The sequence below is a fragment of the Plantactinospora sp. CA-294935 genome (assembly GCF_050936445.1).
GTDB lineage: Bacteria > Actinomycetota > Actinomycetes > Mycobacteriales > Micromonosporaceae > Plantactinospora.
Map to the genome: position 1 here is coordinate 5,110,409 of NZ_JBNJMU010000001.1, position 22,165 is coordinate 5,132,573.

Below are 22,165 nucleotides of genomic sequence, written 5' to 3' on the forward strand. Positions count from 1 at the left end.
CTCAATTCGAGATCTTTAGGAGCACCGTGGTACGTCGCTTGTTCACCTCGGAGTCGGTCACGGAAGGCCACCCCGACAAGATCGCTGACCAGATCAGCGACGGCATCCTCGACGCGCTGCTTGACCAGGACCCGCGTAGCCGGGTCGCGGTCGAAACTCTCATCACGACCGGCCAGGTGCACGTCGCGGGCGAGGTGACCACGAAGGCGTACGCCGACATTCCGGCGATCGTCCGCGAGACGATCCTCGGCATCGGCTACGACTCGTCGAAGAAGGGCTTCGACGGCGCCTCGTGCGGCGTCAGCGTGTCGATCGGTTCGCAGTCGCCGGACATCGCGCAGGGTGTGGACAGCGCCATCGAGCTGCGCTCCGGCTCGTCGGAGAGTGCGCTGGACGCCCAGGGCGCCGGTGACCAGGGCATGATGTTCGGTTTCGCCTGCTCGGAGACGCCCGAGCTGATGCCGCTGCCGATCGCCCTGGCGCACCGGCTGGCCCGCCGGCTCTCCGCCACCCGCAAGGACGGCACGATTCCCTACCTGCGGCCGGACGGCAAGACCCAGGTGACGATCGAGTACGACGGGCTGCGCCCGGTCCGGCTCGACACCGTCGTGGTGTCGTCGCAGCACGCCGCCGACATCTCGCTTGAGTCGCTGCTCACCCCGGACATCCGCGAGCACGTCATCGCGCCGGAGCTGGAGGAGCTGGGCCTCGACATCGACGGCTACCGGCTGCTGGTGAACCCGACCGGCCGGTTCGAGATCGGCGGCCCGATGGGCGACGCCGGGCTGACCGGCCGCAAGATCATCGTCGACACCTACGGCGGGTACGCCCGGCACGGCGGTGGGGCGTTCTCCGGCAAGGACCCGTCCAAGGTCGACCGTTCGGCCGCGTACGCGACCCGCTGGGTGGCGAAGAACGTGGTGGCCGCGGGGCTGGCCGAGCGCTGCGAGGTCCAGGTCGCGTACGCGATCGGCAAGGCGCACCCGGTGAGCCTCTTCATCGAGACCTTCGGCACCGAGAACGTGCCGGTGGACCGGATCGAGCGCGCGGTGGGCGAGGTCTTCGACCTCCGTCCGGCGGCGATCATCCGGGACCTGCACCTGCTCCGCCCGATCTACCGGCAGACCGCCGCCTACGGCCACTTCGGCCGTGAGCTGCCCGACCTGACCTGGGAGAACACGGACCGCGCCGCCGACCTCAAGTCGGCCGCGGGAGCCTGACCACCAGCAAGCGCAGCGACCGGCAGCCCGCGCCTGGGCTGCCGGTCGCTCGCGTCTGCGTGGACGTGCCGCTGGCCCACCTGGACCGGCCCTTCGACTACCTGGTCCCGGCCGAGCTGGCCGACCAGGCGCGGCCGGGTACCCGGGTCCGGGTGCGCTTCGCCGGCCAGTTGGTCGACGGCTGGCTGTTGGACCGGACCGAACTGTCCGCACACGACGGCCGGCTGAGTTACCTGGAACGGCTGGTCTCGCCCGAGCCGGTGCTGACCCCGGAGATCGCCCGGCTGGCCCGAGCGGTCGCCGACCGGTACGCCGGCAACCTCGCCGACGTGCTGCGACTGGCCGTCCCGCCCCGGCACGCCCGGGTCGAACGGGAAGCCGCCCCGCCCCCGGCGGCCGGCACCCACGCCGGACCCGAGCCGGCGACTCCGCAGGGCTCGGTCGGGCCGGAGTCGGTGCCGGGTGTGGCCGGGTCGGAGTCCGTGCCGGGTCCGGTCGGGTCGGAGTCGTCGGCGAGTGCTGCCGGGTCGGAGTCTGCGCCGGGTCCGGTCGGGTCGGAGTCGCCGGAGGGCGCCGCCGGGCCGGCGTCGGTGCAGGGCGCGGCCGGGTCCGAATCGGTCGCGGGCGACACCGGTCCCATCGACGCGGGCTGGCGGAGCTACCCGGCCGGACCGGGGTTCCTGCGGGCCCTGGCCGACGGTCGGGCACCCCGGGCGGTCTGGTCGGCGCTGCCCGGCGAGGACTGGGCGAGCCGGTTCGCGGAGGCGGCGGCGGCGACCGTACGCAGTGGTCGCGGCGTGGTGGCGGTGGTGGCCGACGCCCGGGACCTGGAACGACTCGACGCCGCGCTGACCGGGCTGCTCGGCACCGGGCGGCACGTGGCGCTCTCCGCGGCTCTCGGGCCGGCCCGGCGGTACCGGGCGTTCCTGGCCGCCTCCCGGGGCCGGGTGCCGGTGGTGATCGGTACCCGGGCGGCGATGTTCGCCCCGGTAGCCGACCTCGGGCTGGTGGCGATCTGGGACGACGGGGACGACCTGCACGCCGAGCCCCGGGCGCCGTACCCGCACGCCCGGGAGGTGCTGCTCACCCGGGCGCAGCTCGGTGACGCCGCGGTGCTGGTCGGCGGGTACGCCCGCACCGCCGAGTCGCGGCTGCTGGTCGAGACGGGCTGGGCGAAGGAGATCGTGGCCGACCGGTCGACGCTGCGGGCGCGTACCCCGAGGATCACGCCGACCGGCGACGACCCGCAGCTGGCCCGCGATCCCGCCGCAGCCTCGGCCCGGCTGCCGAGCCTGGCCTGGGACGCGGCCCGGGCGGCGCTGAAGTCCGACGCACCGGTGCTGGTCCAGGTGCCCCGGCGCGGCTACCTGCCGGCGGTGGCCTGCGCCGAGTGCCGGGCGCCGGCCCGGTGCCCGCACTGCTCCGGTCCGCTCGCCCTGCGCTCGGCCAGCGCCACTCCCACCTGCCGGTGGTGCGCCCGGGTGGCCGCCGGGTACGCCTGCCCGCAGTGCGGCGGACGGCGGCTCCGGGCGGCGGTGGTGGGTGCCCGGCGTACCGCCGAGGAGCTTGGCCGGGCGTTTCCCAACGTGCCGGTGCGGACCTCGGGGCGGGAGGAGGTGTTGCGCTCGGTGCCCGGCGACGCGGGCCTGGTGATCGCGACACCCGGCGCCGAGCCGGTTGCCGAGGGCGGTTACGGGGCGGTGCTGCTGCTGGATTCCTGGGCGCTGCTGACCCGGGCCGACCTGCGGGCCGGCGAGGAGGCGCTGCGCCGCTGGCTGGCGGCGGCGGCGTTGGCCCGGCCCGGTCCGGCCGGTGGCCGGGTGGTGGTGGTCGCGGACGGTTCGCTGGCGCCGGTGCAGGCGCTGTTGCGCTGGGATCCGGGTTGGTTCGCCGGCCGGGAACTGGCCGAGCGGCGTGAGTTGGGCTTTCCGCCGGCCGCCCGGATGGCCAGCCTGACCGGGGTGGCGGCGGCGGTGGCGGAGCTGCTCGACGAGGCCCGGCTGCCGCCGGCCGCCGAGGTGCTCGGTCCGGTGCCGGCCCCGGACGGGCAGGAGCGGATGTTGGTCCGGGTGCCCCGGTCCGGGGCGGCGGCACTGGCCGCCGCCCTGCACCAGGCGGCGGCGCTCCGGACGGCCCGCAAGGCCGGCCAGCCGGTACGGATCCAGGTCGATCCGCAGGACATTTTCTGACCGGGTACCGACCGAGAACCCGACACGGAGGGTTGTTTCGGCTACCGTCCGCAGTGGGTACCCGAAGGTGGACGCACCCAGAGTCCGACCTGTGGTGGGAGATCCGGGTGATACCATCGCCCCTCATGCTCCACGCAAGAGGCGTGACGGAGAGTGACCGCGCCGGTTCGGCGTTCAAACTATTGATCTTGAGCAATCTGGGATCAGGGGTGGGTAGGTCGTGACCGGTCGTCAGTCGATCGTCCTGAACGGTGACCTTGGCAGCGGCAAGAGCACCGTCTCCATCGAGCTGGCCAAGCGGCTCGGTCTGCGCCGGGTCAGCGTTGGTGACCTCTATCGGGAGATGGCCCAGCAGCGGCAGATGACCGCGCTCCAGCTCAACCTGCACGCCGAGCTGGACCAGGCGGTCGACGGCTACGTCGACCAGCTCCAGCAGGACATCGCGGACTCCGGCGAGCAGTTGATCGTCGACAGCCGGCTCGCCTGGCACTTCTTCAAGGACGCTCTCAAGATCCATATGATCACCGAGCCGACCGAGGCGGCCCGCCGGGTGCTCGCCCGGCCGTCCGGCCCGGCGGAGAGCTACACCTCCATCGAGGAGGCCCGGGCCAAGCTGCACGAGCGCAGCGAGAGCGAGCGCAACCGCTTCCTCGTCCGGTACGGCGTGGACAAGGCGAAGCTGCGCAACTACGACCTGATCTGCGACAGCACCAAGGCGTCCGCCGACGAGGTGGTCGAGCACGTCATCGCCGCCTACGAGGGCTCCTTCGGCCAGCAGATCCTGCGCGACTCTCCGCCGCTGCTGCTGCTCGACCCGGCCCGGATCTATCCGACCCAGGAGATCCAGGGACTGCGCGGTCTCTGGGAGTCGGACTTCGTCGCACAGATCGGGCAGGCCGGCGAGGAGGCCCTGGAGCCGCTGCGGATCGGCTACACCGGCGAGAAGTTCTTCGTGGTCGACGGGCACCGGCGGCTCAGCGCGGCCCTGCGCAACGGCTTCAAGCTGGTGCCGGGGCAGCTCGTCGCCGAGTGCGACGAGCAGGTGGTCGGCGGGCTCAGCGCGATCGAGTACTTCCGGGCCGAGGTCGGGCTGAGCGTGATCTACGACTGGGACGCCGCGCACGGCACGCAGCTCCCGCTTCCCGAGCACATCCTGGAGCGCACCGACGCCGTGCTGGCCGGCGAGCCGGGTACCCAACCCTGACCCGTCGCCGTACCGCTTCCGCACCACCGCGTCGGTCCGGCCCGGGGCGTGACCGATGTCACGGCCGGCCCCGCCGATCCCGCCGCGCGCCGTCGCGGGCCGGCTCGCCGGTCGTCTCTCCGGTGCGCCCGTAGACTGGGTACGGCACCACCGAACCCATCCGTGAAGGAGCCGTCCCGCGTGACCGTCCAGCCCATCCGTCTGTTCGGGGACCCGGTGTTGCGCACCCCGGCCGAACCGGTCGTCGACTTCGACGCCGAGCTGCGCAAACTGGTCGCCGACCTGACCGACACGATGCGGGAGCAGAACGGCGCCGGCCTCGCCGCGCCGCAGCTCGGCGTGGGCCTGCGGGTGTTCGCCTTCGACGTCGACGACGTGCTCGGGCACCTGGTCAATCCGGTACTGGAGTTCCCCGACTCCGACGAGCAGGACGGTCCGGAGGGCTGCCTCTCCATCCCCGGGCTCTACTTCGACACCAAGCGCCGGCTCAACGTGATCGCCAAGGGCTTCAACGAGTACGGCGACCCGGTGCAGATCGTCGGCACCGGCCTGATGGCCCGGTGCGTGCAGCACGAGACCGACCATCTCGACGGGGTGCTCTTCCTCGACCGGCTCGACGCCGAGGGGCGCAAGGAGGCGATGAAGGCGATCCGGGAGGCGGACTGGTACGACCAGGACGCCCCACCGGTGGTCAAGGTCAGCCCGCACGAACCGCCCGCCAACCGGCGCCAGGGACTCGGCGCCAGGCTGGGGCTGGGCGGCTCGGACCGCTCCGCCAGCCCGTTCGGTCTGGGTCGGTGACGGGCCGGTGCGCCTGATCTTCGCCGGTACGCCGGCCGTCGCCCTGCCCAGCCTGGACGCCATCGCCGCCTCCGGGCACGAACTGCTGGCCGTGGTGACCCGGCCGGATGCCCCGGCCGGTCGGGGCCGGGGAGTGACCCGATCACCCGTCGGCGCCTGGGCCGACGAGCGGGGCATCGAGGTGCTGACTCCGGTCAAGCCCCGCGAGCCTGGGTTCCTCGACCGGCTGCGCCAGCTCGCGCCGGAGTGCGTACCGGTGGTCGCCTACGGCGCGCTGGTGCCGCCGGTGGCGTTGGAGATCCCCGCACACGGCTGGGTCAACCTGCACTTCTCGCTGCTGCCCGCCTGGCGCGGTGCCGCACCTGTGCAGCACGCGGTGCTGCACGGCGACCAGGTCACCGGCGCCAGCGTCTTCCAACTGGAGGCCGGGCTGGACACCGGCCCGGTCTTCGGCACCGTGACCGAGGAGATCCGGCCCTCCGACACCGCCGGTAACCTGCTGGAGCGCCTCGCCCACAGTGGCGCCGGACTGCTGGTCACCGTCCTCGACGCGATCGGGCAGGGCACCGCGCGGGCGGTGCCGCAACCCGCCGACGGAGTCTCGCTGGCGCCGAAGCTGACCGTCGCCGACGGTGAGGTCCGCTGGTCGGAGCCGTCCTTCGCGGTGGACCGGCGGATCCGGGCCGCCACCCCGGCGCCCGGTGCCTGGACCCAGTTCCGGGGCGACCGGGTCAAGCTCGGCCCGGTGCGGCCGGTCGGCAACGCACCCGAACTCAAGCCCGGAGAGCTGCTGGTCGAGCGTGGCCGGGTGCTGGCCGGTACCGCCAGCACACCGGTGGAGTTGGGCGAGGTGCGCGCGGCCGGCAAGCGTGCGATGCCGGCACCGGACTGGGCCCGGGGCGTCCGGGTCGCCGGTGGGGAGCAGTTCGGGTGAGCGAACGCACCGGACAGGTCGGCGGCACCGCACGGGCCGGAGCCGACCGGAACCGCGACGACCGTGCGCCGGGCGGCGGCACCGACCGCCGCCGCGACGATCATCGCCGCGACGACCGCGGGCGTACCGGCCAGAGCGGCGGCGCCGACCGGGGAAGCGCGCGGGACGGCGCCGAGCGGGGTGGCCGGGCGCGGGACGGCGCCGACCGGGGTGGCCGGGGCGGCGACCGGCGGGACCGGGAGGGGCGGTCGCCCCGAGCGGGGCGACCGGCGGTCGACCTGCCCCGGCAGGCGGCGTACGAGGCGATCGAGGCGGTGCACCGGGACGACGCGTACGCGAACCTGGTCCTGCCGGGGATCCTGCGCGATCGGCGGCTGCACGGCCGGGACGCGGCCTTCGCCACCGAACTGACCTACGGCACGCTGCGGGTCCGGGGCACCCTGGACGCGATCCTCACCGCCGCCGCCGGCCGGGACGTCGCGCGGATCGACCCGCAACCCCGGGACGCGCTGCGGCTCGGCGCCTACCAGCTTCTCTACACCCGGGTCCCGGCGCACGCCGCCGTCTCCTCCACGGTCGACCTGGTGCGGTCCGTCGCCCCGGGGGCGTCCGGGTTCGCCAATGCCGTGCTCCGGGAGGTCGCCGGCAAGGACCTCGACACCTGGCTGGCCGAGCTGGCCCCGTCGGCCGAGACCGACCCGGTCGGGCACCTGGCCCTCACCTACAGCCATCCGGAGTGGATCGTGCGGGCCTTCGCCGAGACGCTCGGCGGAGACCTGGGGGAGACCGCCCGGCTGCTGATCGAGGACAACCAGCCTCCGCCGGTGCACCTCTGCGCCCGCCCGGGCCGGGCGGACGCGGTCGAGGTCGCCGACGAGGTGGGCGGGGCCCCGGGCGCCTTCTCGCCGTACGCCGTCTATCTGCCCGGTGGTGCTCCCGGCGAGCTGGCGGTGCTGGCCGACGGCCGGGCGCACGTCCAGGACGAGGGCTCCCAACTGGTGGCCGCCGCGCTCGCCGCCGCCGAGGTCGACGGCACCGACGAACGGTGGCTGGACCTCTGTGCCGGGCCGGGTGGCAAGGCCGGCCTGCTCGGCGCGCTGGCCGCCCAGCGGGGCGCCCGGCTGACCGCGGTCGAGGTGGCCGAGCACCGGGCCCGGCTGGTGTCCCAGGCCGTACGCGGGCTGCCGGTGACCGTGCTGACCACCGACGGGCGTACCGTCGGGCGCGACCAGGACCTGCCGGAGGACTCCTTCGACCGGGTGCTCGTCGACGCCCCCTGCACCGGTCTCGGCTCGCTGCGGCGGCGTCCGGAGTCCCGCTGGCGCCGCCAGCCCTCCGACCTGCCGGCGCTGACCCGGCTGCAGCGGGAACTGCTCGGCGCCGCGCTCCGGGCGGTCCGCCCGGGCGGGGTGGTGGCGTACGTGACCTGCTCGCCGCACGTGGTGGAGACGCACGTCTCGGTCACCGAGGCAGCGCGGCGCTCCGGCGTACCGGTCGACTTCGTCGACGCCCGGCCGCTGCTGCCGGCCGGCATGCCCGGCCTCGGCGACGGCCCGACCGTGCAGCTCTGGCCACACCGGCACGGCACCGATGCGATGTTCCTGGCGGTACTGCGCCGGGGCTGAGAACCGGCACCGACTCGTACACGTCGTCGGCGCGAGCACCGGTGCGGGCGCGAGTGGCAGCGGCCGGTATTTGGGCCCACTTCCACCGAAGCGGGTGGCCGGGGACGGTTCCTTACATACATTGCAGGTGTGGACGGGAAGACACTGCCGGTCCGGGCCATCGGCACTCCGCTGGACAGGTTCGACGGGCCGGCGAAGGTCACCGGCACCGCGCGGTACGCCTTCGAGCACCCCGTCGCCCGGCCGGTCTACCTGTTCGGTGTGCAGGCCACCGTCGCGGTGGGACGGATCACCGCCGTGCACACCGAGGTGGCGTTGGCCAAGCCGGGCGTGCTGGCGGTGCTGACGCACGACAACGCGCCCCGGGTCGCCTCGTTCGACGACCCGGAGCTGGTGATCCTGCAGACGCCCGAGGTGGCGTACCGGGGGCAGTTCGTCGCCGGGGTGGTGGCGGAGACCTCGGAGGCGGCGCGCCTGGCGGCCAGCATGGTCCGGGTGGACTACCAGGCCGGTCCGCACGACGTCGAACTGCGGGCCGACCATCCCGACCGGTACGCCCCGGAGGTCACGAACGGCGGGTTCGCCACCGACAGCGTGCGCGGCGACCCGGAGGCGGCGCTGGCCGACGCGGCGGTACGCCTGGACGCCACCTACACCACCGCCTGGTACCAGCACGCCCAGTTGGAGCCGCACTCGACGATCGCGGAGTGGGCCGACGAGCGGCTCACCCTGCACGTCGGCAGCCAGGGTGTGCACCGGCTGCGCGACTCGCTCGCCACGCTCTTCGGACTCGAGCTGGAGCAGATCCGGGTGGTCTCGCCGCACGTCGGCGGCGCGTTCGGCGGCAAGCTGCACGCCCATCCGGACGTCGTGCTCGCGGTGCTGGCCGCGTTCGCCGTGCCCGGCCGACCGGTGAAGCTGGCGCTCACCCGGCAGCAGATGTTCTCCCAGGTCGGCTACCGCACCCCGACGGTCCAGCGGGTCCGGCTCGGTGCCGGCCGGGACGGCCGGCTCATCGCGATCAGCCACGAGGTGGTGCAGCAGACCGCGCGGCACAAGGAGTTCGCCGAGCAGACCGTCACGCCGACCCGGGTGATGTACGCGGCGCCGCACCGCGCCACCACGCACCGGATGGTCCGGCTCGACGTGCCAGTCCCGACGATCATGCGCGCCCCCGGCAAGACCCCGGGGATGTACGCGCTGGAGTCGGCGATGGACGAGATGGCGATCGCCTGCGGGCAGGACCCGGTCGAGTTCCGTGTCGCCAACGAGCCGCCGCTCGATCCGGAACTTGACCGGCCGTTCTCCACCCGCAACCTGGTGGCCTGCCTGCGCGACGGCGCCCGCCGGTTCGGCTGGGCCGGCCGGGACCCGACTCCCGGCGTCCGGCGGGCCGCCGGGGGCTGGCTGGTCGGCACCGGGGTGGCCGCCTCGATGTACCCGGTCTACCAGCTCCCCGGTTCCTCGGCGACGATCCGGGTGGAGCCGGACGGCCGGTACGTCGTCTCGATCGGTGCCGCCGACCTCGGCACCGGCACCTGGACCTCGCTGACCCAGATCGCGGCCGACGCGCTGGCCGTACCGGTCGACCGGATCGTGCTGCGGATCGGCGACACGGACCTGCCGGCCGCGATGTCCGCCGGCGGCTCGTCCGGGATGACCTCGTGGGGCAGCACGGTGGTCGAGGCCGCCCGCCGGCTCCGGGCCCGGATGGCCGCCGAACACGCCGACCCGCCGGCGCACGGCATCGAGGCCAGCGCCGACATGCCGGCGAACCCGGAGCGGGAACGCTTCTCCATGTACGCCTTCGGCGCGCAGTTCGCCGAGGTCCGGGTGCACGAGGCGACCGGGGAGGTACGGGTGCCCCGGATGCTCGGGGTCTTCGCCGCCGGCCGGATCATCAACCCGAAGACCGGCCGATCCCAGTTGCTCGGCGGGATGACGATGGGGCTGTCGATGGCGCTGCACGAGCAGTGCGTGGTCGACCCCCGGTTCGGTCACGTGGTCAACCAGGACCTCGCCGAGTACCACATCGCGACCAACGCCGACGTCGGCTGCGTCGAGGTGCACACACTCGTCGAGGAGGACCCGTACGTCAACCCGATGGGCTCGAAGGGCATCGGCGAGTTGGGCATCGTCGGCACCGCCGCGGCGATCGCCAACGCCGTGCACCACGCCACCGGGGTACGCGTCCGTGACCTGCCGATCACCCCGGACCGGTTCTTCGCGGGTGCCACCGCGATGCGAGGGTGACGGGCGCGCGGGGTGACCGGCATTCGTACACTGGCGCGGTGACCGTACCAGCGCCGATCGTCGCGCCCAGCATCCTCGCCGCAGACTTCGCCCGGCTCGCCGACGAGGTGCACGCGGTGGAGTCCACGGCGGACTGGCTGCACGTCGATGTGATGGACAACCACTTCGTGCCGAACCTGACCATCGGGCTGCCGGTGGTGCAGAGCCTGCTGGCCGCGAGCACGCTGCCGTTCGACGTGCACCTGATGATCGAGGACCCGCGACGCTGGGCGCCGAGCTACGCGGACGCCGGGGCGTACAACGTGACGTTCCATGCCGAGGCCTGCGACAACCCGGTCTCGCTGGCCAAGGACCTCCGCTCGGCGGGGGCGAGGGCCGGGCTGGCGATCGACCGGGACACTCCGATCGAACCGCACCTTGACCTTTTGCCCAGCTTCGATACATTGCTGATCATGACTATCAAGGCGGGCTTCGGGGGGCAGCGGTTCATCCCCGAACTGCTCGACAAGGTCCGCACCGCCCGCCGGCACGCCGACGCCGGCCACCTCGAACTGCGGATCGAGGTCGACGGCGGCATAGCGGCCGACACCATCGAGCAGGCGGCGGCGGCCGGCGCGGACGCCTTCGTCGCCGGCACCGCCGTCTACGGCGCGGCGGACCCGGCCGCGGCGGTGACCCAGCTACGGCGGCTCGCCGAGCGCGCCGCAGCCACGCCGTGAGCGTCGACGAAGCCGCCGAGGAGCGGCCCGACCTGATCCTGGTGGTCGACGACGACGAGGACATCGTCCGGTTCGTCTCGTTCAACCTGCGGCTGCACGGCTTCGAGGTGGCGCAGGCCAGCGACGGCCAGGAGGCGCTGGAGGTGATCGAGCGGCGCCGGCCCGACCTGGCCGTGGTCGACCTGCGGATGCCCCGGATCGACGGGCTGGAGCTGACCCGCCGGCTGCGGGCCAACCCGATGACCTCGGCGCTGCCGGTGATCATGCTCACCGCCAAGGGGCTGACCGTGGACAAGGTGCACGGCCTCACCGCCGGTGCCGACGACTACCTGGTCAAGCCCTTCGACACCGCCGAACTCGTCGCCCGGATCAGCTCCACGCTGCGCCGCAACAAGGAGTTCCGCGAGGTCTCCCCGCTGACCGGGCTGCCCGGCAACACCCGGGTCCGCCGGGAGATCGGCGACCGGGTACGCAGCGGCGTCGACTACGCGGTCGGCTACGTCGACATCGACCGGTTCAAGAGCGTCAACGACCGGTACGGCTTCGTCCGGGGCGACGAGTTCATCAGCGCGCTGGCCCGCAGCCTGCACCGGGCGGTGGTCTCGGTCGGGCTGCCGCCGGCCTTCCTCGGGCACATCGGCGGCGACGACTTCGTGATCGTCTGCGCCCCCGAGCAGGTCCGGCCGCTCACCGAGCGGGCCGTGGTCGACTTCGAGAAGACCGCCGACGAACTCTACGACCCGGAGGACGCCAAGCGCGGCTACGTCGAGCTGAAGGACCGGCGCGGCAACATCCAGCGGGCCCACCTGGTCACGCTCTCGATCGGGGTCTCGCTCTCGGTGCCCGAGCGCCGGTTCACCGACCCGCTCGAGGTGATCGCGGCGGCCTCCGAGATGAAGTCGGTGGCCAAGAGCCAGCCCGGGTCGTACGTGGCGATGGACCGGCGGCGTACCCCGGGGGCACCGGCGGCCGACGCGGGGGAGCGGCGGCGCGGGGCGAAGTGATCACGGTCACGTCGCTGTGAGGTCGGTCGCCTCACTGGCCCGACAGCCCCGGTTCCGTGTAAGACTCGATCCGTACCCACCACGCGCTGGCGGGACTCGGTGTAATTCCGAACCGGCGGTGATCCGGGCGCAAGCCCGGTAAGCCCGCGACCCGGTCGGCCTCGGCCGCCCGGTGGACCTGGTGAGAATCCGGGGCCGACGGTTGGGGGCGGGCACTTTCCGCACCCAGACAGTCCGGATGGGAGACAGCGCGCGGGACGGATGGGGCCGCCGGCCGGTGCGTGTGCGCCGACCCGTGGTCCGCCGGGGTCGGCGCCTGCCGTCCCCACGCTCCGCCGCCGCACGCCCGGCCATCGGCCGGTGCCCCTCCCGCACCCCGCCCGCGCGCCACGACGACGGGCGAGGAAGAGGGAAACGGCATGGGGGGCGTCTCCGCCGACGAGGCGATGCGCCGGGCTATCGCGCTGGCGGCCCGCGGCCTGGGCACGACGAGTCCCAATCCCCTGGTCGGCTGCGTGTTGCTCGACCCGCACGGCGAGATCGTCGGCGAGGGTTTCCACGCGTACGCCGGTGGGCCGCACGCCGAGATCGTCGCGCTGGCCCAGGCCGGTGAGCGGGCCCGCGGCGGTACCGCCGTGGTGACCCTGGAACCCTGCGACCACACCGGGCGTACCGGGCCGTGCAGCGGGGCGCTGATCTCGGCCGGGGTCCGCCGGGTGGTGATCGGCGTACCCGATCCGAACCCGATCGCGGCCGGCGGCATCGAGCGGCTGCGGGCGGCCGGCGTCGAGGTCGAGGTCGGGACGCGCGCCGCCGAGGCGGAGGCGGGCAACCTGGCCTGGCTGACCGCGGTACGCCGGGGCCGGCCGTACCTGATCTGGAAGTACGCGGCGACCCTGGACGGGCGGATCGCGGCGGCCGACGGCACCAGCATGTGGATCACCTCCGAGGCGGCCCGGATCGACGTGCACGCGCTGCGCGGCACGGTCGACGCGGTGATCGCCGGGGTCGGCACCGTACTCGCCGACGACCCGAGACTGACCGCGCGGAACCTGCGCGACGGCACCCTGGCCATCCGGCAGCCGCTGCGGGTGGTGGTGGACAGCGCCGGTCGTACCCCGCTCGACGCCCGGGTCCGGGACGGCGCCGCGCCCACCTGGGTGGCGACCGCCAAGGAGGTCGGCGCCGGCCCGGACGGCCGGGTGGAACTGCCCCGGCTGCTCGCGGAGCTCTACCGGCGCGGTGTCCGGGCGGCGCTGCTGGAGGGCGGCCCGACCCTGGCCGGCGCGTTCCTCGCCGCGGGCCTGGTCGACAAGGTGGTCGGCTACCTGGCGCCCAAGCTGCTCGGCGCCGGCCCGGCGGCACTGGCCGACGCCGGCCCACAGACCATCTCCGAGGTCATCGACCTGGAATTCACCGACATCACACCGGTCGGCCCCGACCTGCGGGTCACCGCGTTTCCCCGGAAGACGGAGGGCTGAACCAGATGTTCACCGGCATCGTGGAGGAGTTGGGCGAACTGGTCCGGCGGGACGACACCGGCGGCGACTCCGCCCTGGTCGCGATCCGCGGCCCGATCGTCACCTCGGACGCCCGGCACGGCGACTCGATCTCCGTCAACGGGGTCTGTCTGACCGTGGTGGAGGTCGACACCGACACGTTCACCGCCGACGTGATGGGCGAGACGTTCCGGCGTACCTCGCTGGGGGCGCTGCGCCCGGGTGACCCGGTCAACCTGGAGCGGGCCGCCACCCTCGGCAGCCGGCTCGGCGGGCACCTGGTGCAGGGCCACGTCGACGGGGTCGCCGAGATCGTCGGGCGGACGCCGGCCGAGCAGTGGGAGACGGTCACCTTCGGCCTTCCCGCAGACCTCGCCCGGTACGTGGTGGAGAAGGGCTCGATCACCGTCGACGGGGTGTCGCTGACCGTCGCCGCGCTGACCGCGCAGACCTTCTCGGTCGGGCTGATCCCGACCACGCTGGCCGCCACCACGCTGGGCCGCAAGGGTGTCGGCGAGCCGGTCAACCTCGAGGTTGACGTCCTCGCCAAGTACGTCGAACGACTGCTGACGACCGGTGGGCGACTGCCGGTCGACGGACTGGAGGCCGTGGCATGAGCGAGCGTAGCGAGCGAATCAGCCAGTTCAGTGCGGGTGAGCCTCATGACGGCCCGGAGCGCAGCGGAGAGGCTGGCATGAGCACCGAATTCGGCACCATCGAGGCAGCACTGGCTCAGATCGCGGCCGGCCGACCGGTCGTCGTGGTCGACGACAAGGACCGGGAGAACGAGGGCGACCTGATCTTCGCCGCCGACCGGGCCACCCCGGAACTGGTCGCGTTCATGGTCCGCTACACCTCCGGCTACATCTGCGCACCGCTGACCGAGGAGGACTGCGACCGCCTCGAACTGCCGCCGATGTACCACACCAACCAGGACAAGCGGGGCACCGCGTACACGGTGACGGTGGACGCGCGGGAGGGGGTCAGCACCGGCATCTCCGCCGCCGACCGGGCGCACACCATCCGGCTGCTCGCCGACCCGTCGACCGACGCCACCGACCTGAGCCGGCCCGGGCACGTGGTGCCGCTGCGGGCCAAGGCCGGCGGCGTACTGCGCCGTCCCGGACACACCGAGGCGGCCGTCGACCTGGCCCGGCTCGCCGGGCTCCGCCCCGCCGGGGTGCTCTGCGAGCTGGTCAACGACGACGGCACCATGATGCGCCTGCCCGACCTGGAGAAGTTCGCCGCCGAGCACGGCATCACGCTGATCACCATCGCGGACCTGATCGCATACCGGCGGCGTACCGAGACGGACGTCGAGCAGGTCGTCGAGACCCGGCTGCCGTTGCCGTACGGGCCGTTCCGGGCGGTCGGCTACCGGGCCCGGCAGGACGGCGCCGAGCACATCGCGCTGGTCTACGGCGACCTCGGCGACGGCCAGGACGTGCTGGTACGGGTGCACTCCGAGTGCCTCACCGGGGACGTCTTCGGCTCGCTGCGCTGCGACTGCGGCCCCCAGCTCGACGCCGCGCTGGCCCGGGTCGCGGCCGAGGGGCGGGGCGTGGTGCTCTACATGCGCGGGCACGAGGGGCGCGGCATCGGGCTGCTGCACAAGCTCCAGGCGTACCAGTTGCAGGACCTCGGCCGGGACACCGTCGACGCCAACCTGGATCTCGGGCTGCCCGCCGACGCCCGGGACTACGGCACCGGGGCGCAGATCCTCTACGACCTCGGGGTCCGCTCGATGCGGCTGCTGACGAACAACCCGGCCAAGCGGGCCGGGCTGGAGGGGTACGGGCTGACCGTGGTGGGGCGGGAGGCGATGCCGGTCCGGGCCACCCCGGAGAACGTGCGTTACCTGCGTACCAAGCGGGACCGGATGGGGCACCTGCTGGACGAGTTGGAGACTCCGGCCGACGCCGGGGAGCTGACGGAACTCGCGGAGATGACGGAAAGGTTGGCGTGACGATGGCGGGGTTCGGAGAGCCGGGAGTGTCGACGGTGGACGCGTCCGGGCTGACCGTGGGGGTGGTGGCCGCGCGCTGGCACGGCGAACTCACCGACCACATGGTCGACCGGGCGGTGACCGCGGCGAAGGCGTGCGGGGTGGACGACGTGGTCGTGGTCCGGGTGGCCGGCTCGGTGGAGCTGCCGGTGGTGGCCCAGGCGCTGGCCCGGCGCTGCGACGCGGTGGTGGCGCTCGGCGTGGTGATCCGGGGTGCCACCGCGCACTTCGACTACGTGTGCCAGTCGGTGACCGAGGGGCTGACCCGGGTCGCGCTGGACAGCGGGAAGCCGGTCGCGCACGGCGTGCTGACGGTGAACAACCTGGAGCAGGCCCGCGACCGGGCCGGGCTGCCCGACTCGGCCGAGGACAAGGGCTGGGCGGCCACCACGGCGGCCCTGGAGGCCGCCGTGGCCGTCCGGGATATCGCCGCCCGCCCGTAGCGCCCGTAGGCCGCCGGGGCGATCCGGGGTGTCGTCGCCCGCCTGGCCGGTGATCGGCGGGTCGCAGGGCCAGTGCCCGCCGGCGATCGGTTGGCCTGGCGTGCGCTGGACGGTGGCGTGGGACGGCCAGGGACAGAACCCTGATTGCGAGACTGTCGAGCTGGGTGCACAGACGGGACACCACCCCCGGCCGCGGTTCCGGCTCGTAGTACGGCGGCGGCCTGCCGCACTGGTGGCGGCCAGCCCTACCCGCCGGTCTGCCGTCGCGGGTGCATGGGCGGGGCAGCTTGACAGTCCGTTAGCTCGGTGTATTGCCGGCGGCAGTCGCTGGTGGGTGCGCGAGCGGGGGCAGCTCGACAGCCTGCTGCCTGGGTGGTTTGTCGCCGGCTGCGGTTGAGGGTGGGCGCGCAAGCGGGGCAGCTCGACAGTCTTCGGACGGAGCACGTCGGGCGTCGGGCCGATCCGTGGTCAGCCGACCTGGAGGCGGCCCGCCTCGATGATCCGGCGAAGGAACTGCCGGGTACGGGGCTGGGTCGGCTCGCCGAGCACCTGCTCCGGCGGCCCCTCCTCGATCACCCGGCCGCCGTCCAGGAAGCAGACCCGGTCGGCGACCTCGCGGGCGAAGCTCATCTCATGAGTGGCCAGCACCATCGTCATGCCGTCCGCCTTCAGGTCCCGGATCATCGTCAGCACCTCGCCGACGAGTTCCGGGTCCAGCGCCGAGGTCACCTCGTCGAGCAGCAGCAGCCGGGGCGAGTTGACCAGCGCCCGGACTATCGCCACCCGCTGCTGCTGGCCGCCGGAGAGCCGATCGGGATAGTCGGCCGCCTTCTCGGCCAGCCCGACCCGGGCGAGCAGTTCCCGGGCCTGTGCCTCGGCCTCGTCCCGGTCCCGCCGGTGCACCCGGACCGGCGCCAGCGTGATGTTGTCCAGCACCCGCAGGTGCGGGAAGAGGTTGTACGCCTGGAAGACGATGCCGATCCGCCGGCGTACCAGGTCGGGGTCGGTGCGCGGGTCGGTGATGTGCTCGCCGTCCAGGTGGATGGTGCCGTCGTCGATCTCCTCCAGCAGGTTCACGCAGCGCAGCAGGGTGGACTTGCCGGAGCCGGATGCGCCGATCAGCGCCACCACCTCGTGCTCGGTCACGTCCAGGTCGAGGTCGTCGAGTACGACGTGCCCGCCGAAGACCTTGCGCAGCCCTCGGCAGCGCAGCACATGTGCGTTCATCGGGCGGCCTGCCGGCGGGCGGCGCGCAGGGTCACCCAGTCGGTGACCGCGATCAGTGGAATGGCGAGCAGCACGAAGAGCACCCCCGCGACAATGTACGGCGTGTAGTTGAAACTTTCGGCGGTGGCGATCTGGGCAGCGCGTACCGCGTCGATCGGCCCGGCCAGCGAGACCAGTCCGACGTCCTTCTGGAGCGCGACCACGTCGTTGAGCAGCGGCGGGGCGACCCGGCGGACCGCCTGGGGCAGCACCACGTGCCGCATCGTCTGCCGGTAGCTGAGCCCGAGCGACCGGGCGGCGGCGAGCTGGCTCGGATGGATCGACTCGATGCCGGCCCGGAACACCTCGGCCAGGTAGCCGCCGTAGGTGAGGACCATGGCGATCCCGCCGAGCACCAGCACCGGCGGCATGCCCTGCAACCGCAGCCCGGGCACGCCGAGAGTGAGCAGGTAGATCACGATGATCAGCGGCAGCCCGCGGAACGTGTAGGTGTAGCCGGCGGCCAGCGCCCGGACCGGGAAGAAGACCGGGCCGCGCAGGGTACGCAGCACCGCCACCACCAGGCCGAGGGCGAGCGCCCCGAGTGCGCAGAAGAACAGCAGCCGGACGTTGAGCCAGAGTCCGGTGAGGATCTCCGGCAGTGCCTCCCGGCCGATGCGCGGGTCGAGGAAGGACTGCCGTACCCGTTCCCAGCCGGGCGACCCGGTCACCGCGAGCACCAGCAGGGTGCCGAGTACGCCGGTCGACGCGGCGGCGACCAGCACCGAGCGGACCGTCTGCCGTTTCCGGTAGGCGGTCCGCTGGCGAGCGATCGGTGAGGGGTGGTGGTCGAGCAGGGTCACGTGATGTCGGTGACGCCGGCCACCTCGGAGAGCCAGGTCTTCTCCAGGTTGCCGAGCGTGCCGTCGGCGCGGAGCGCGTCCACCGCGCCGCTTACGCAACCGGTCAGCGGCGAGCCCTTGTCGAGCAGCAGGCCGAAGGCCTCCGGCAGCCCTACCTGCGGCAACTGCCCGACGATGGTGGCGTCCTTGACCTCGGCCGAGGTGATGTAGAAGGCGGTGGGCAGGTCCACCACGATGCCGTCGAGCTGGCCGTTCTGCAGGGCCTTCTTCGCGTCGTCGTTGGTGTTGTAGACCTGCGGCTTGACCGTCGGCTTGATCACGTCGGTGATCGCCTGGTAGCTGGTGCTGCCCACCTGGGCGCCGAGCTTGGCACCCTGGAGGTCGGCCAGCCGCGACCTACCGGTGATCTTGGAACCCTTGCCGGCGACCACCGCCTGCCGGACCAGATAGTACGGCGAGGTGAAGTCCACCGCCTGCTTGCGCTCGTCCGTGATGGAGAACTGGTTGATGTCGAAGTCGAACTCCTTCGGCCCCGGCGCGATCGCGGTGTCGAACTTGACCCGTACCCACTGCACGTCGACCCGGGCGAAGCCGAGCTGCTCGGCGACCTCGTAGGCGACCGCGGACTCGAAGCCCTTGCCGCTGGCGGGCAGGTTGTCGGCGAACCAGGGTGCGTACGCCGGGTCGTCGGTGGCGATGGTCAGCTTGCCCGGCGTACGGGTCTTCAGCTCGGCCTTGGTACAGGTGGCCTGCGGTGCGACGGGCGCGGGTTGGTTCTGGGGTGCGCAGCCGACGAGGGCCGCGAGAACAAGGGTGGCGGTCGTGAGCGCGACCGGCAGAGATCGGCGAGCCATGGCCGACAGCATAGGCACACGTCGACGGGTACCCATAGATATCTCTCTCGATCCGATCGGGATATCAGCCGGTCGGGTGGGTGATCGGCCTGTCGAGTGGTGTCGACCCGGCGCGGCGGGTAAACCGGAACGGGGGGTCGCGCGTCATCCTGCCGTGACGACCCAACTGGTCTCCGACCCGCCCGGCGGGAGGACCATGACACGATCGGGACCACCACAGTGGTCGGCGGACGAGGCGATCACCAGCCTCTTCGCCGCCCACTACCGCCCGCTGGTACGACTCGCCACGCTGCTCCTGCACGACCAGGGTGCGGCGGAGGAGATCGTGCAGGACGGTTACGTCGCGCTGCACGGGCACTGGTCCCGGCTGCGGGACGCCGACCGCGCTCTCGGCTACCTGCGGACCAGCGTGCTGAACCGGTGCCGGTCGGCGCTGCGGCACCGTCGGGTGGTGACCGCGTACCTGGCCGGAGCCGGGCCGGTGGCGGACGCGCCGAGCGCCGAGGCCGGCGCACTCGACCTGCTTCAGCACGACGCGGTGATGGCGGCGCTGCGTACCCTGCCGACCCGGCAGCGGGAGGCGCTGGTGCTGCGCTACTACCTCGACCTCTCCGAGGCCGAGACCGCCGAACTGATGGGTGTCAGCCGGGGCGCGGTGAAGAGCCACACCTTCCGGGGGCTGGCCGCGCTGAAGCAGAGCATGGGGGCGGAGCGATGAACGAGCAGCGGCGACCCGGTGGGCATTCCGAGCCGGCGTGGACGTCGGGGCCGGGGGCGACGTCGGGGTCGGGGGAGCGGGCACCGGGGGACGAGGATCTGCTGCGCCGGGTACTCGCGACCGAGGCCGACCGGATCGAGCCGGGACCGGGCGCGCTGCCCGAGATCCAGCGGCGGATCGGGGCCGGCGACCGGGGCGGCGCGCGGCGCCGGCGGCGCCGGCCCGGATGGTCACGGCCCCGGCTCGCCGGGGACCGGTGGCGCGGCTGGTCACCACTGGCGGCCGGTGCCGTGACGGTCGCCACGCTGAGCATGGCGGCGGTGGTGGTCGGGCTGGCCAGCACGGTCGTGCCGACGCCGTCCGACCGGGCCGAGCCGCCACCCGGCGCGGACCGGCCGGCGACCCTGACGGCGTCGCCGGACGACGTCCGCCCCGGGCCGACCCCGCCGGATGGCGCGGTCGCCCCGTCGGTCGGCACCGGCACGGGTACGCCGGCACCCGGCGCCACCGAGAGCACCGTCGGCCTGCCGGTCTACTACCTCGGCGGCGACCCGGGCCGACCCCGGCTCTACCGCGAGTTCCACCGGCTGTGGCTGCACGACGGCTCGGCCCGGGACCGGATCACCGCCGCACTGCGGAACCTGCTGGACGGGCCGGTCGGGATGGACCCGGACTACCGCAACCCGTGGCCGGAGGGGACCGACCTGCGGGAGGTGACCGTTGACGGCGACGGCATCGCCACCGTCGACCTCACCGGGGCGGCCCGCGACGGCGTCGACGAGGTCACCACACGGCTGGCCGTGCAGCAACTGGTCTGGACCGTCACCGCGGTGCCCGGGGTCTCCGGGCTGCGGCTGCGGCTCGACGGGGCACCGGTCGACCGGCTCTGGGGCCGGGTCGACACCTCCGGGGTGCTGCGCCGGGCCCCGGCGATGGAGGTGCTCGCCCCGGTCTGGCTGATCTCGCCGCAGCACGGCGACGCGGTCAGCCGGAGCTTCCAGGTACACGTCGCCGGGATCCTGCCGGAGGCGACCGCCCAGCTCCGGATCCAGCGGGGTACGCGTACCGTGCGGGAGCAGGTGGTCACGCTCTCGGTCGCCGGGCCCGCTCAGGGGGAGGCGAGGTTCCGGGTCACGCTGCCGCCGGGCCGGTACACGCTGACCACGTACGCGATCTCGCTGGAGGACGGGTCCGAGCGGTTCCTCGACGACCACACCGTGACGGTGCGCTGAACCGGCCGGCGGTCCACCTGGTGGGCCGCCGGCCGACCCGGCGACCGGGCCGGTGCCGGCCGGCTGCGAGAATCGGATGCCGTGAAGACGTTCGAGGAGCTGTTCGCCGAGTTGCAGGCCAAGGCCGCGGCCGGCACCCCCGGCTCGGCGACGGTGGCCGCGCTGGAGCGCGGCGTGCACGCGATCGGCAAGAAGGTCGTCGAGGAGGCGGCCGAGGCGTGGATGGCCGCCGAGCACGAGGGTCCGGAACGGGCCGCCGAGGAGATCTCCCAGTTGCTCTACCAGGCGCAGGTGCTGATGCTCGCCACCGGTCTGAACCTCAAGGACGTCTACCGACATCTGTAGTGCCCCGCCGCGTCCCGTCGACCGCACCGGACGCGTCCGTCAGCCCGATTCCGATCCCTGACCGCGAGGAGCACTACCGATGCTGCGCATTGCCATTCCCAACAAGGGCACCCTGTCCGGACCGGCCGCCCAGATGCTGCGCGAGGCGGGCTACCGCCAGCGCGGTGACGACCGCGACCTGATCTGCCGGGACGACGCCAACGACGTCGAATTCTTCTACCTCCGCCCCAAGGACATCGCCACCTACGTCGGCTCCGGCGACCTCGACCTCGGCATCACCGGACGGGACCTGCTGGTCGACTCGGCCAGCCCGGCCGAGGAGATGCTCGACCTCGGTTTCGGCGCGGCGACGTTCCGGTTCGCCGCCCGGCCGGAAACCGTCTCGACGGTCGACCAGATCGCCGACCGGCGCATCGCCACCGCCTATCCCGGGGTGGTCGAGGGTTACCTGACCGAACACCAGCTCACCGCGACGGTGATCCGGCTCGACGGCGCGGTCGAGAACGCCGTACGCCTCGGCGTGGCCGACGTGGTCGCGGACGTCGTGGAAACTGGTGCCACGCTGCGCCAGGCCGGCCTGGTGATCATCGGTGAGCCGATCCTGCGCTCGTCGGCCGTACTGGTACGCCGGACCGGTGCCCCGGCCAACGGGCAGGTGGACCAGCTCGTCCGGCGCCTCCAGGGGGTGCTGGTCGCCCGCCGGTACGTGATGCTCGCCTACGACGTCCGGGCCGACCTGCTGGAGAAGGCCAGCGCGCTCACCCCGGGAATCGAGTCCCCGACCATCTCGCCGTTGCACCGGGAGGGCTGGGTGGCGGTGCAGGCGATGGTGCTGCGCCAGGACGTACACCGGATCATGGACGAGCTGTACGACGTCGGCGCCCGGGCGATCCTGGTCACCGACATCCACGCCTGCCGGCTGTAGTCCGCCGCCCGGCCACCCCCTGGCGCGTCCGTACCTCTCGTGGCCAAGGCCACCGTCCGGCTGCCCTTCGCCCTCGTGGCACCACCCGAAGGGTCGCCGGACGGTGGCCATCCCCCGCATCGGCAC

Annotated in this window: 20 protein-coding genes and 1 riboswitch; of the genes, 17 read left to right on the forward strand and 3 right to left on the reverse strand. The window is 73.2% G+C overall.

Annotation, left to right across the window (positions count from 1 at the left end; all coding sequences use genetic code 11):
- The first annotated feature begins 26 nt into the window (after positions 1-26).
- The 13 genes from metK to ribH all read left to right on the forward strand — a co-directional run bounded on the left by metK (position 27) and on the right by ribH (position 15,896).
- Entirely contained in the window at positions 27-1,220 is a 1,194-nt protein-coding gene (gene metK, locus ACQEVC_RS22920) for a methionine adenosyltransferase (RefSeq protein WP_107262802.1), read from the forward strand.
- Between the two features lie 59 nt (positions 1,221-1,279).
- Positions 1,280-3,409 (forward strand): primosome assembly protein PriA, encoded by a 2,130-nt coding sequence (locus ACQEVC_RS22925; RefSeq protein WP_432880877.1) that lies wholly within the window; start codon positions 1,280-1,282, stop codon positions 3,407-3,409.
- Between the two features lie 220 nt (positions 3,410-3,629).
- Entirely contained in the window at positions 3,630-4,613 is a 984-nt protein-coding gene (locus ACQEVC_RS22930) for an AAA family ATPase (protein WP_432880879.1), read from the forward strand.
- 180 nt (positions 4,614-4,793) lie between these two features.
- Positions 4,794-5,414, forward strand: coding sequence for a peptide deformylase (def, locus tag ACQEVC_RS22935; RefSeq protein ID WP_432880882.1), 621 nt, complete (start codon positions 4,794-4,796; stop codon positions 5,412-5,414).
- A 7-nt stretch (positions 5,415-5,421) separates the two neighbouring features.
- Entirely contained in the window at positions 5,422-6,348 is a 927-nt protein-coding gene (gene fmt, locus ACQEVC_RS22940) for a methionyl-tRNA formyltransferase (protein ID WP_432880884.1), read from the forward strand.
- Positions 6,345-7,973, forward strand: a complete 1,629-nt coding sequence (locus tag ACQEVC_RS22945) for an RsmB/NOP family class I SAM-dependent RNA methyltransferase (protein WP_432880887.1) — start codon at positions 6,345-6,347, stop codon at positions 7,971-7,973. Before fmt ends, ACQEVC_RS22945 begins: the two co-directional genes overlap by 4 nt.
- Positions 7,974-8,102: 129 nt before the next feature.
- On the forward strand, positions 8,103-10,226 hold the full coding sequence (locus ACQEVC_RS22950) for a xanthine dehydrogenase family protein molybdopterin-binding subunit (protein WP_432880889.1): 2,124 nt from the start codon (positions 8,103-8,105) through the stop codon (positions 10,224-10,226).
- 38 nt (positions 10,227-10,264) lie between these two features.
- Positions 10,265-10,945 carry a ribulose-phosphate 3-epimerase gene (gene rpe, locus ACQEVC_RS22955; RefSeq protein WP_432880892.1) on the forward strand — a complete coding sequence of 227 codons (681 nt, stop codon included), beginning with the start codon at positions 10,265-10,267 and terminating at the stop codon, positions 10,943-10,945.
- Entirely contained in the window at positions 10,942-11,949 is a 1,008-nt protein-coding gene (locus ACQEVC_RS22960) for a GGDEF domain-containing response regulator (RefSeq protein ID WP_432880895.1), read from the forward strand. Before rpe ends, ACQEVC_RS22960 begins: the two co-directional genes overlap by 4 nt.
- A gap of 81 nt (positions 11,950-12,030) precedes the next feature.
- A riboswitch (FMN riboswitch) is annotated at positions 12,031-12,203 on the forward strand.
- A gap of 165 nt (positions 12,204-12,368) precedes the next feature.
- Positions 12,369-13,430, forward strand: a complete 1,062-nt coding sequence (ribD, locus tag ACQEVC_RS22965; protein WP_432880898.1) for a bifunctional diaminohydroxyphosphoribosylaminopyrimidine deaminase/5-amino-6-(5-phosphoribosylamino)uracil reductase RibD — start codon at positions 12,369-12,371, stop codon at positions 13,428-13,430.
- A 5-nt stretch (positions 13,431-13,435) separates the two neighbouring features.
- A complete protein-coding gene (locus ACQEVC_RS22970) occupies positions 13,436-14,065 on the forward strand; it encodes a riboflavin synthase (RefSeq protein ID WP_432880900.1) in 630 nt (209 codons plus the stop codon).
- Between the two features lie 77 nt (positions 14,066-14,142).
- Positions 14,143-15,414 (forward strand): bifunctional 3,4-dihydroxy-2-butanone-4-phosphate synthase/GTP cyclohydrolase II, encoded by a 1,272-nt coding sequence (locus ACQEVC_RS22975; protein ID WP_432880903.1) that lies wholly within the window; start codon positions 14,143-14,145, stop codon positions 15,412-15,414.
- 2 nt (positions 15,415-15,416) lie between these two features.
- Positions 15,417-15,896: a 6,7-dimethyl-8-ribityllumazine synthase gene (ribH, locus tag ACQEVC_RS22980; RefSeq protein WP_432880905.1), complete on the forward strand. Its 480-nt coding sequence runs from the start codon at positions 15,417-15,419 to the stop codon at positions 15,894-15,896.
- Positions 15,897-16,364: 468 nt separating this feature from the next.
- On the opposite strand, the gene ACQEVC_RS22985 is transcribed toward ribH, so the two are convergent.
- Genes ACQEVC_RS22985 through ACQEVC_RS22995 form a run of 3 tightly spaced genes read right to left on the reverse strand, consistent with a single transcriptional unit; the run spans position 16,365 to position 18,819 of the window.
- Entirely contained in the window at positions 16,365-17,123 is a 759-nt protein-coding gene (locus ACQEVC_RS22985; RefSeq protein WP_432880907.1) for an amino acid ABC transporter ATP-binding protein, read from the reverse strand.
- Positions 17,120-17,965 (reverse strand): amino acid ABC transporter permease, encoded by an 846-nt coding sequence (locus ACQEVC_RS22990; RefSeq protein ID WP_432880909.1) that lies wholly within the window; start codon positions 17,963-17,965, stop codon positions 17,120-17,122. Before ACQEVC_RS22990 ends, ACQEVC_RS22985 begins: the two co-directional genes overlap by 4 nt.
- Positions 17,962-18,819 carry an ABC transporter substrate-binding protein gene (locus ACQEVC_RS22995; RefSeq protein WP_432880912.1) on the reverse strand — a complete coding sequence of 286 codons (858 nt, stop codon included), beginning with the start codon at positions 18,817-18,819 and terminating at the stop codon, positions 17,962-17,964. Before ACQEVC_RS22995 ends, ACQEVC_RS22990 begins: the two co-directional genes overlap by 4 nt.
- Before the next feature lie 196 nt (positions 18,820-19,015).
- Here ACQEVC_RS22995 and ACQEVC_RS23000 point away from each other — a divergent pair, with 196 nt between their 5' ends.
- The 4 genes from ACQEVC_RS23000 (at position 19,016) to hisG (ending at position 22,039) form a co-directional block, all read left to right on the forward strand.
- Complete coding sequence (locus tag ACQEVC_RS23000; protein WP_432880916.1) at positions 19,016-19,537, forward strand: SigE family RNA polymerase sigma factor; 522 nt, start codon at positions 19,016-19,018, stop codon at positions 19,535-19,537.
- Positions 19,534-20,769, forward strand: a complete 1,236-nt coding sequence (locus tag ACQEVC_RS23005) for a GerMN domain-containing protein (RefSeq protein WP_432880919.1) — start codon at positions 19,534-19,536, stop codon at positions 20,767-20,769. Before ACQEVC_RS23000 ends, ACQEVC_RS23005 begins: the two co-directional genes overlap by 4 nt.
- Before the next feature lie 81 nt (positions 20,770-20,850).
- The gene (locus ACQEVC_RS23010) at positions 20,851-21,114 is read left to right on the forward strand and encodes a phosphoribosyl-ATP diphosphatase (protein WP_432880922.1); all 264 of its coding nucleotides are present in this window, start codon (positions 20,851-20,853) and stop codon (positions 21,112-21,114) included.
- Between the two features lie 79 nt (positions 21,115-21,193).
- Positions 21,194-22,039, forward strand: coding sequence for an ATP phosphoribosyltransferase (gene hisG / locus ACQEVC_RS23015; RefSeq protein WP_432880925.1), 846 nt, complete (start codon positions 21,194-21,196; stop codon positions 22,037-22,039).
- Positions 22,040-22,165 lie beyond the last annotated feature (126 nt).

Excerpts from the sequence above, each read along its gene's own strand:
- ribD (WP_432880898.1), top strand. The coding sequence starts at position 12,369 with ATGGGGGGCGTCTCCGCCGACGAGGCGATGCGCCGGGCTATCGCGCTG.
- ACQEVC_RS22970 (WP_432880900.1), top strand. The coding sequence starts at position 13,436 with ATGTTCACCGGCATCGTGGAGGAGTTGGGCGAACTGGTCCGGCGGGAC.
- ACQEVC_RS22975 (WP_432880903.1), top strand. The coding sequence starts at position 14,143 with ATGAGCACCGAATTCGGCACCATCGAGGCAGCACTGGCTCAGATCGCG.
- ribH (WP_432880905.1), top strand. The coding sequence starts at position 15,417 with ATGGCGGGGTTCGGAGAGCCGGGAGTGTCGACGGTGGACGCGTCCGGG.
- ACQEVC_RS22985 (WP_432880907.1), bottom strand. The coding sequence starts at position 17,123 with ATGAACGCACATGTGCTGCGCTGCCGAGGGCTGCGCAAGGTCTTCGGC.
- ACQEVC_RS22995 (WP_432880912.1), bottom strand. The coding sequence starts at position 18,819 with ATGGCTCGCCGATCTCTGCCGGTCGCGCTCACGACCGCCACCCTTGTT.
- ACQEVC_RS23000 (WP_432880916.1), top strand. The coding sequence starts at position 19,016 with ATGACACGATCGGGACCACCACAGTGGTCGGCGGACGAGGCGATCACC.
- ACQEVC_RS23005 (WP_432880919.1), top strand. The coding sequence starts at position 19,534 with ATGAACGAGCAGCGGCGACCCGGTGGGCATTCCGAGCCGGCGTGGACG.
- hisG (WP_432880925.1), top strand. The coding sequence starts at position 21,194 with ATGCTGCGCATTGCCATTCCCAACAAGGGCACCCTGTCCGGACCGGCC.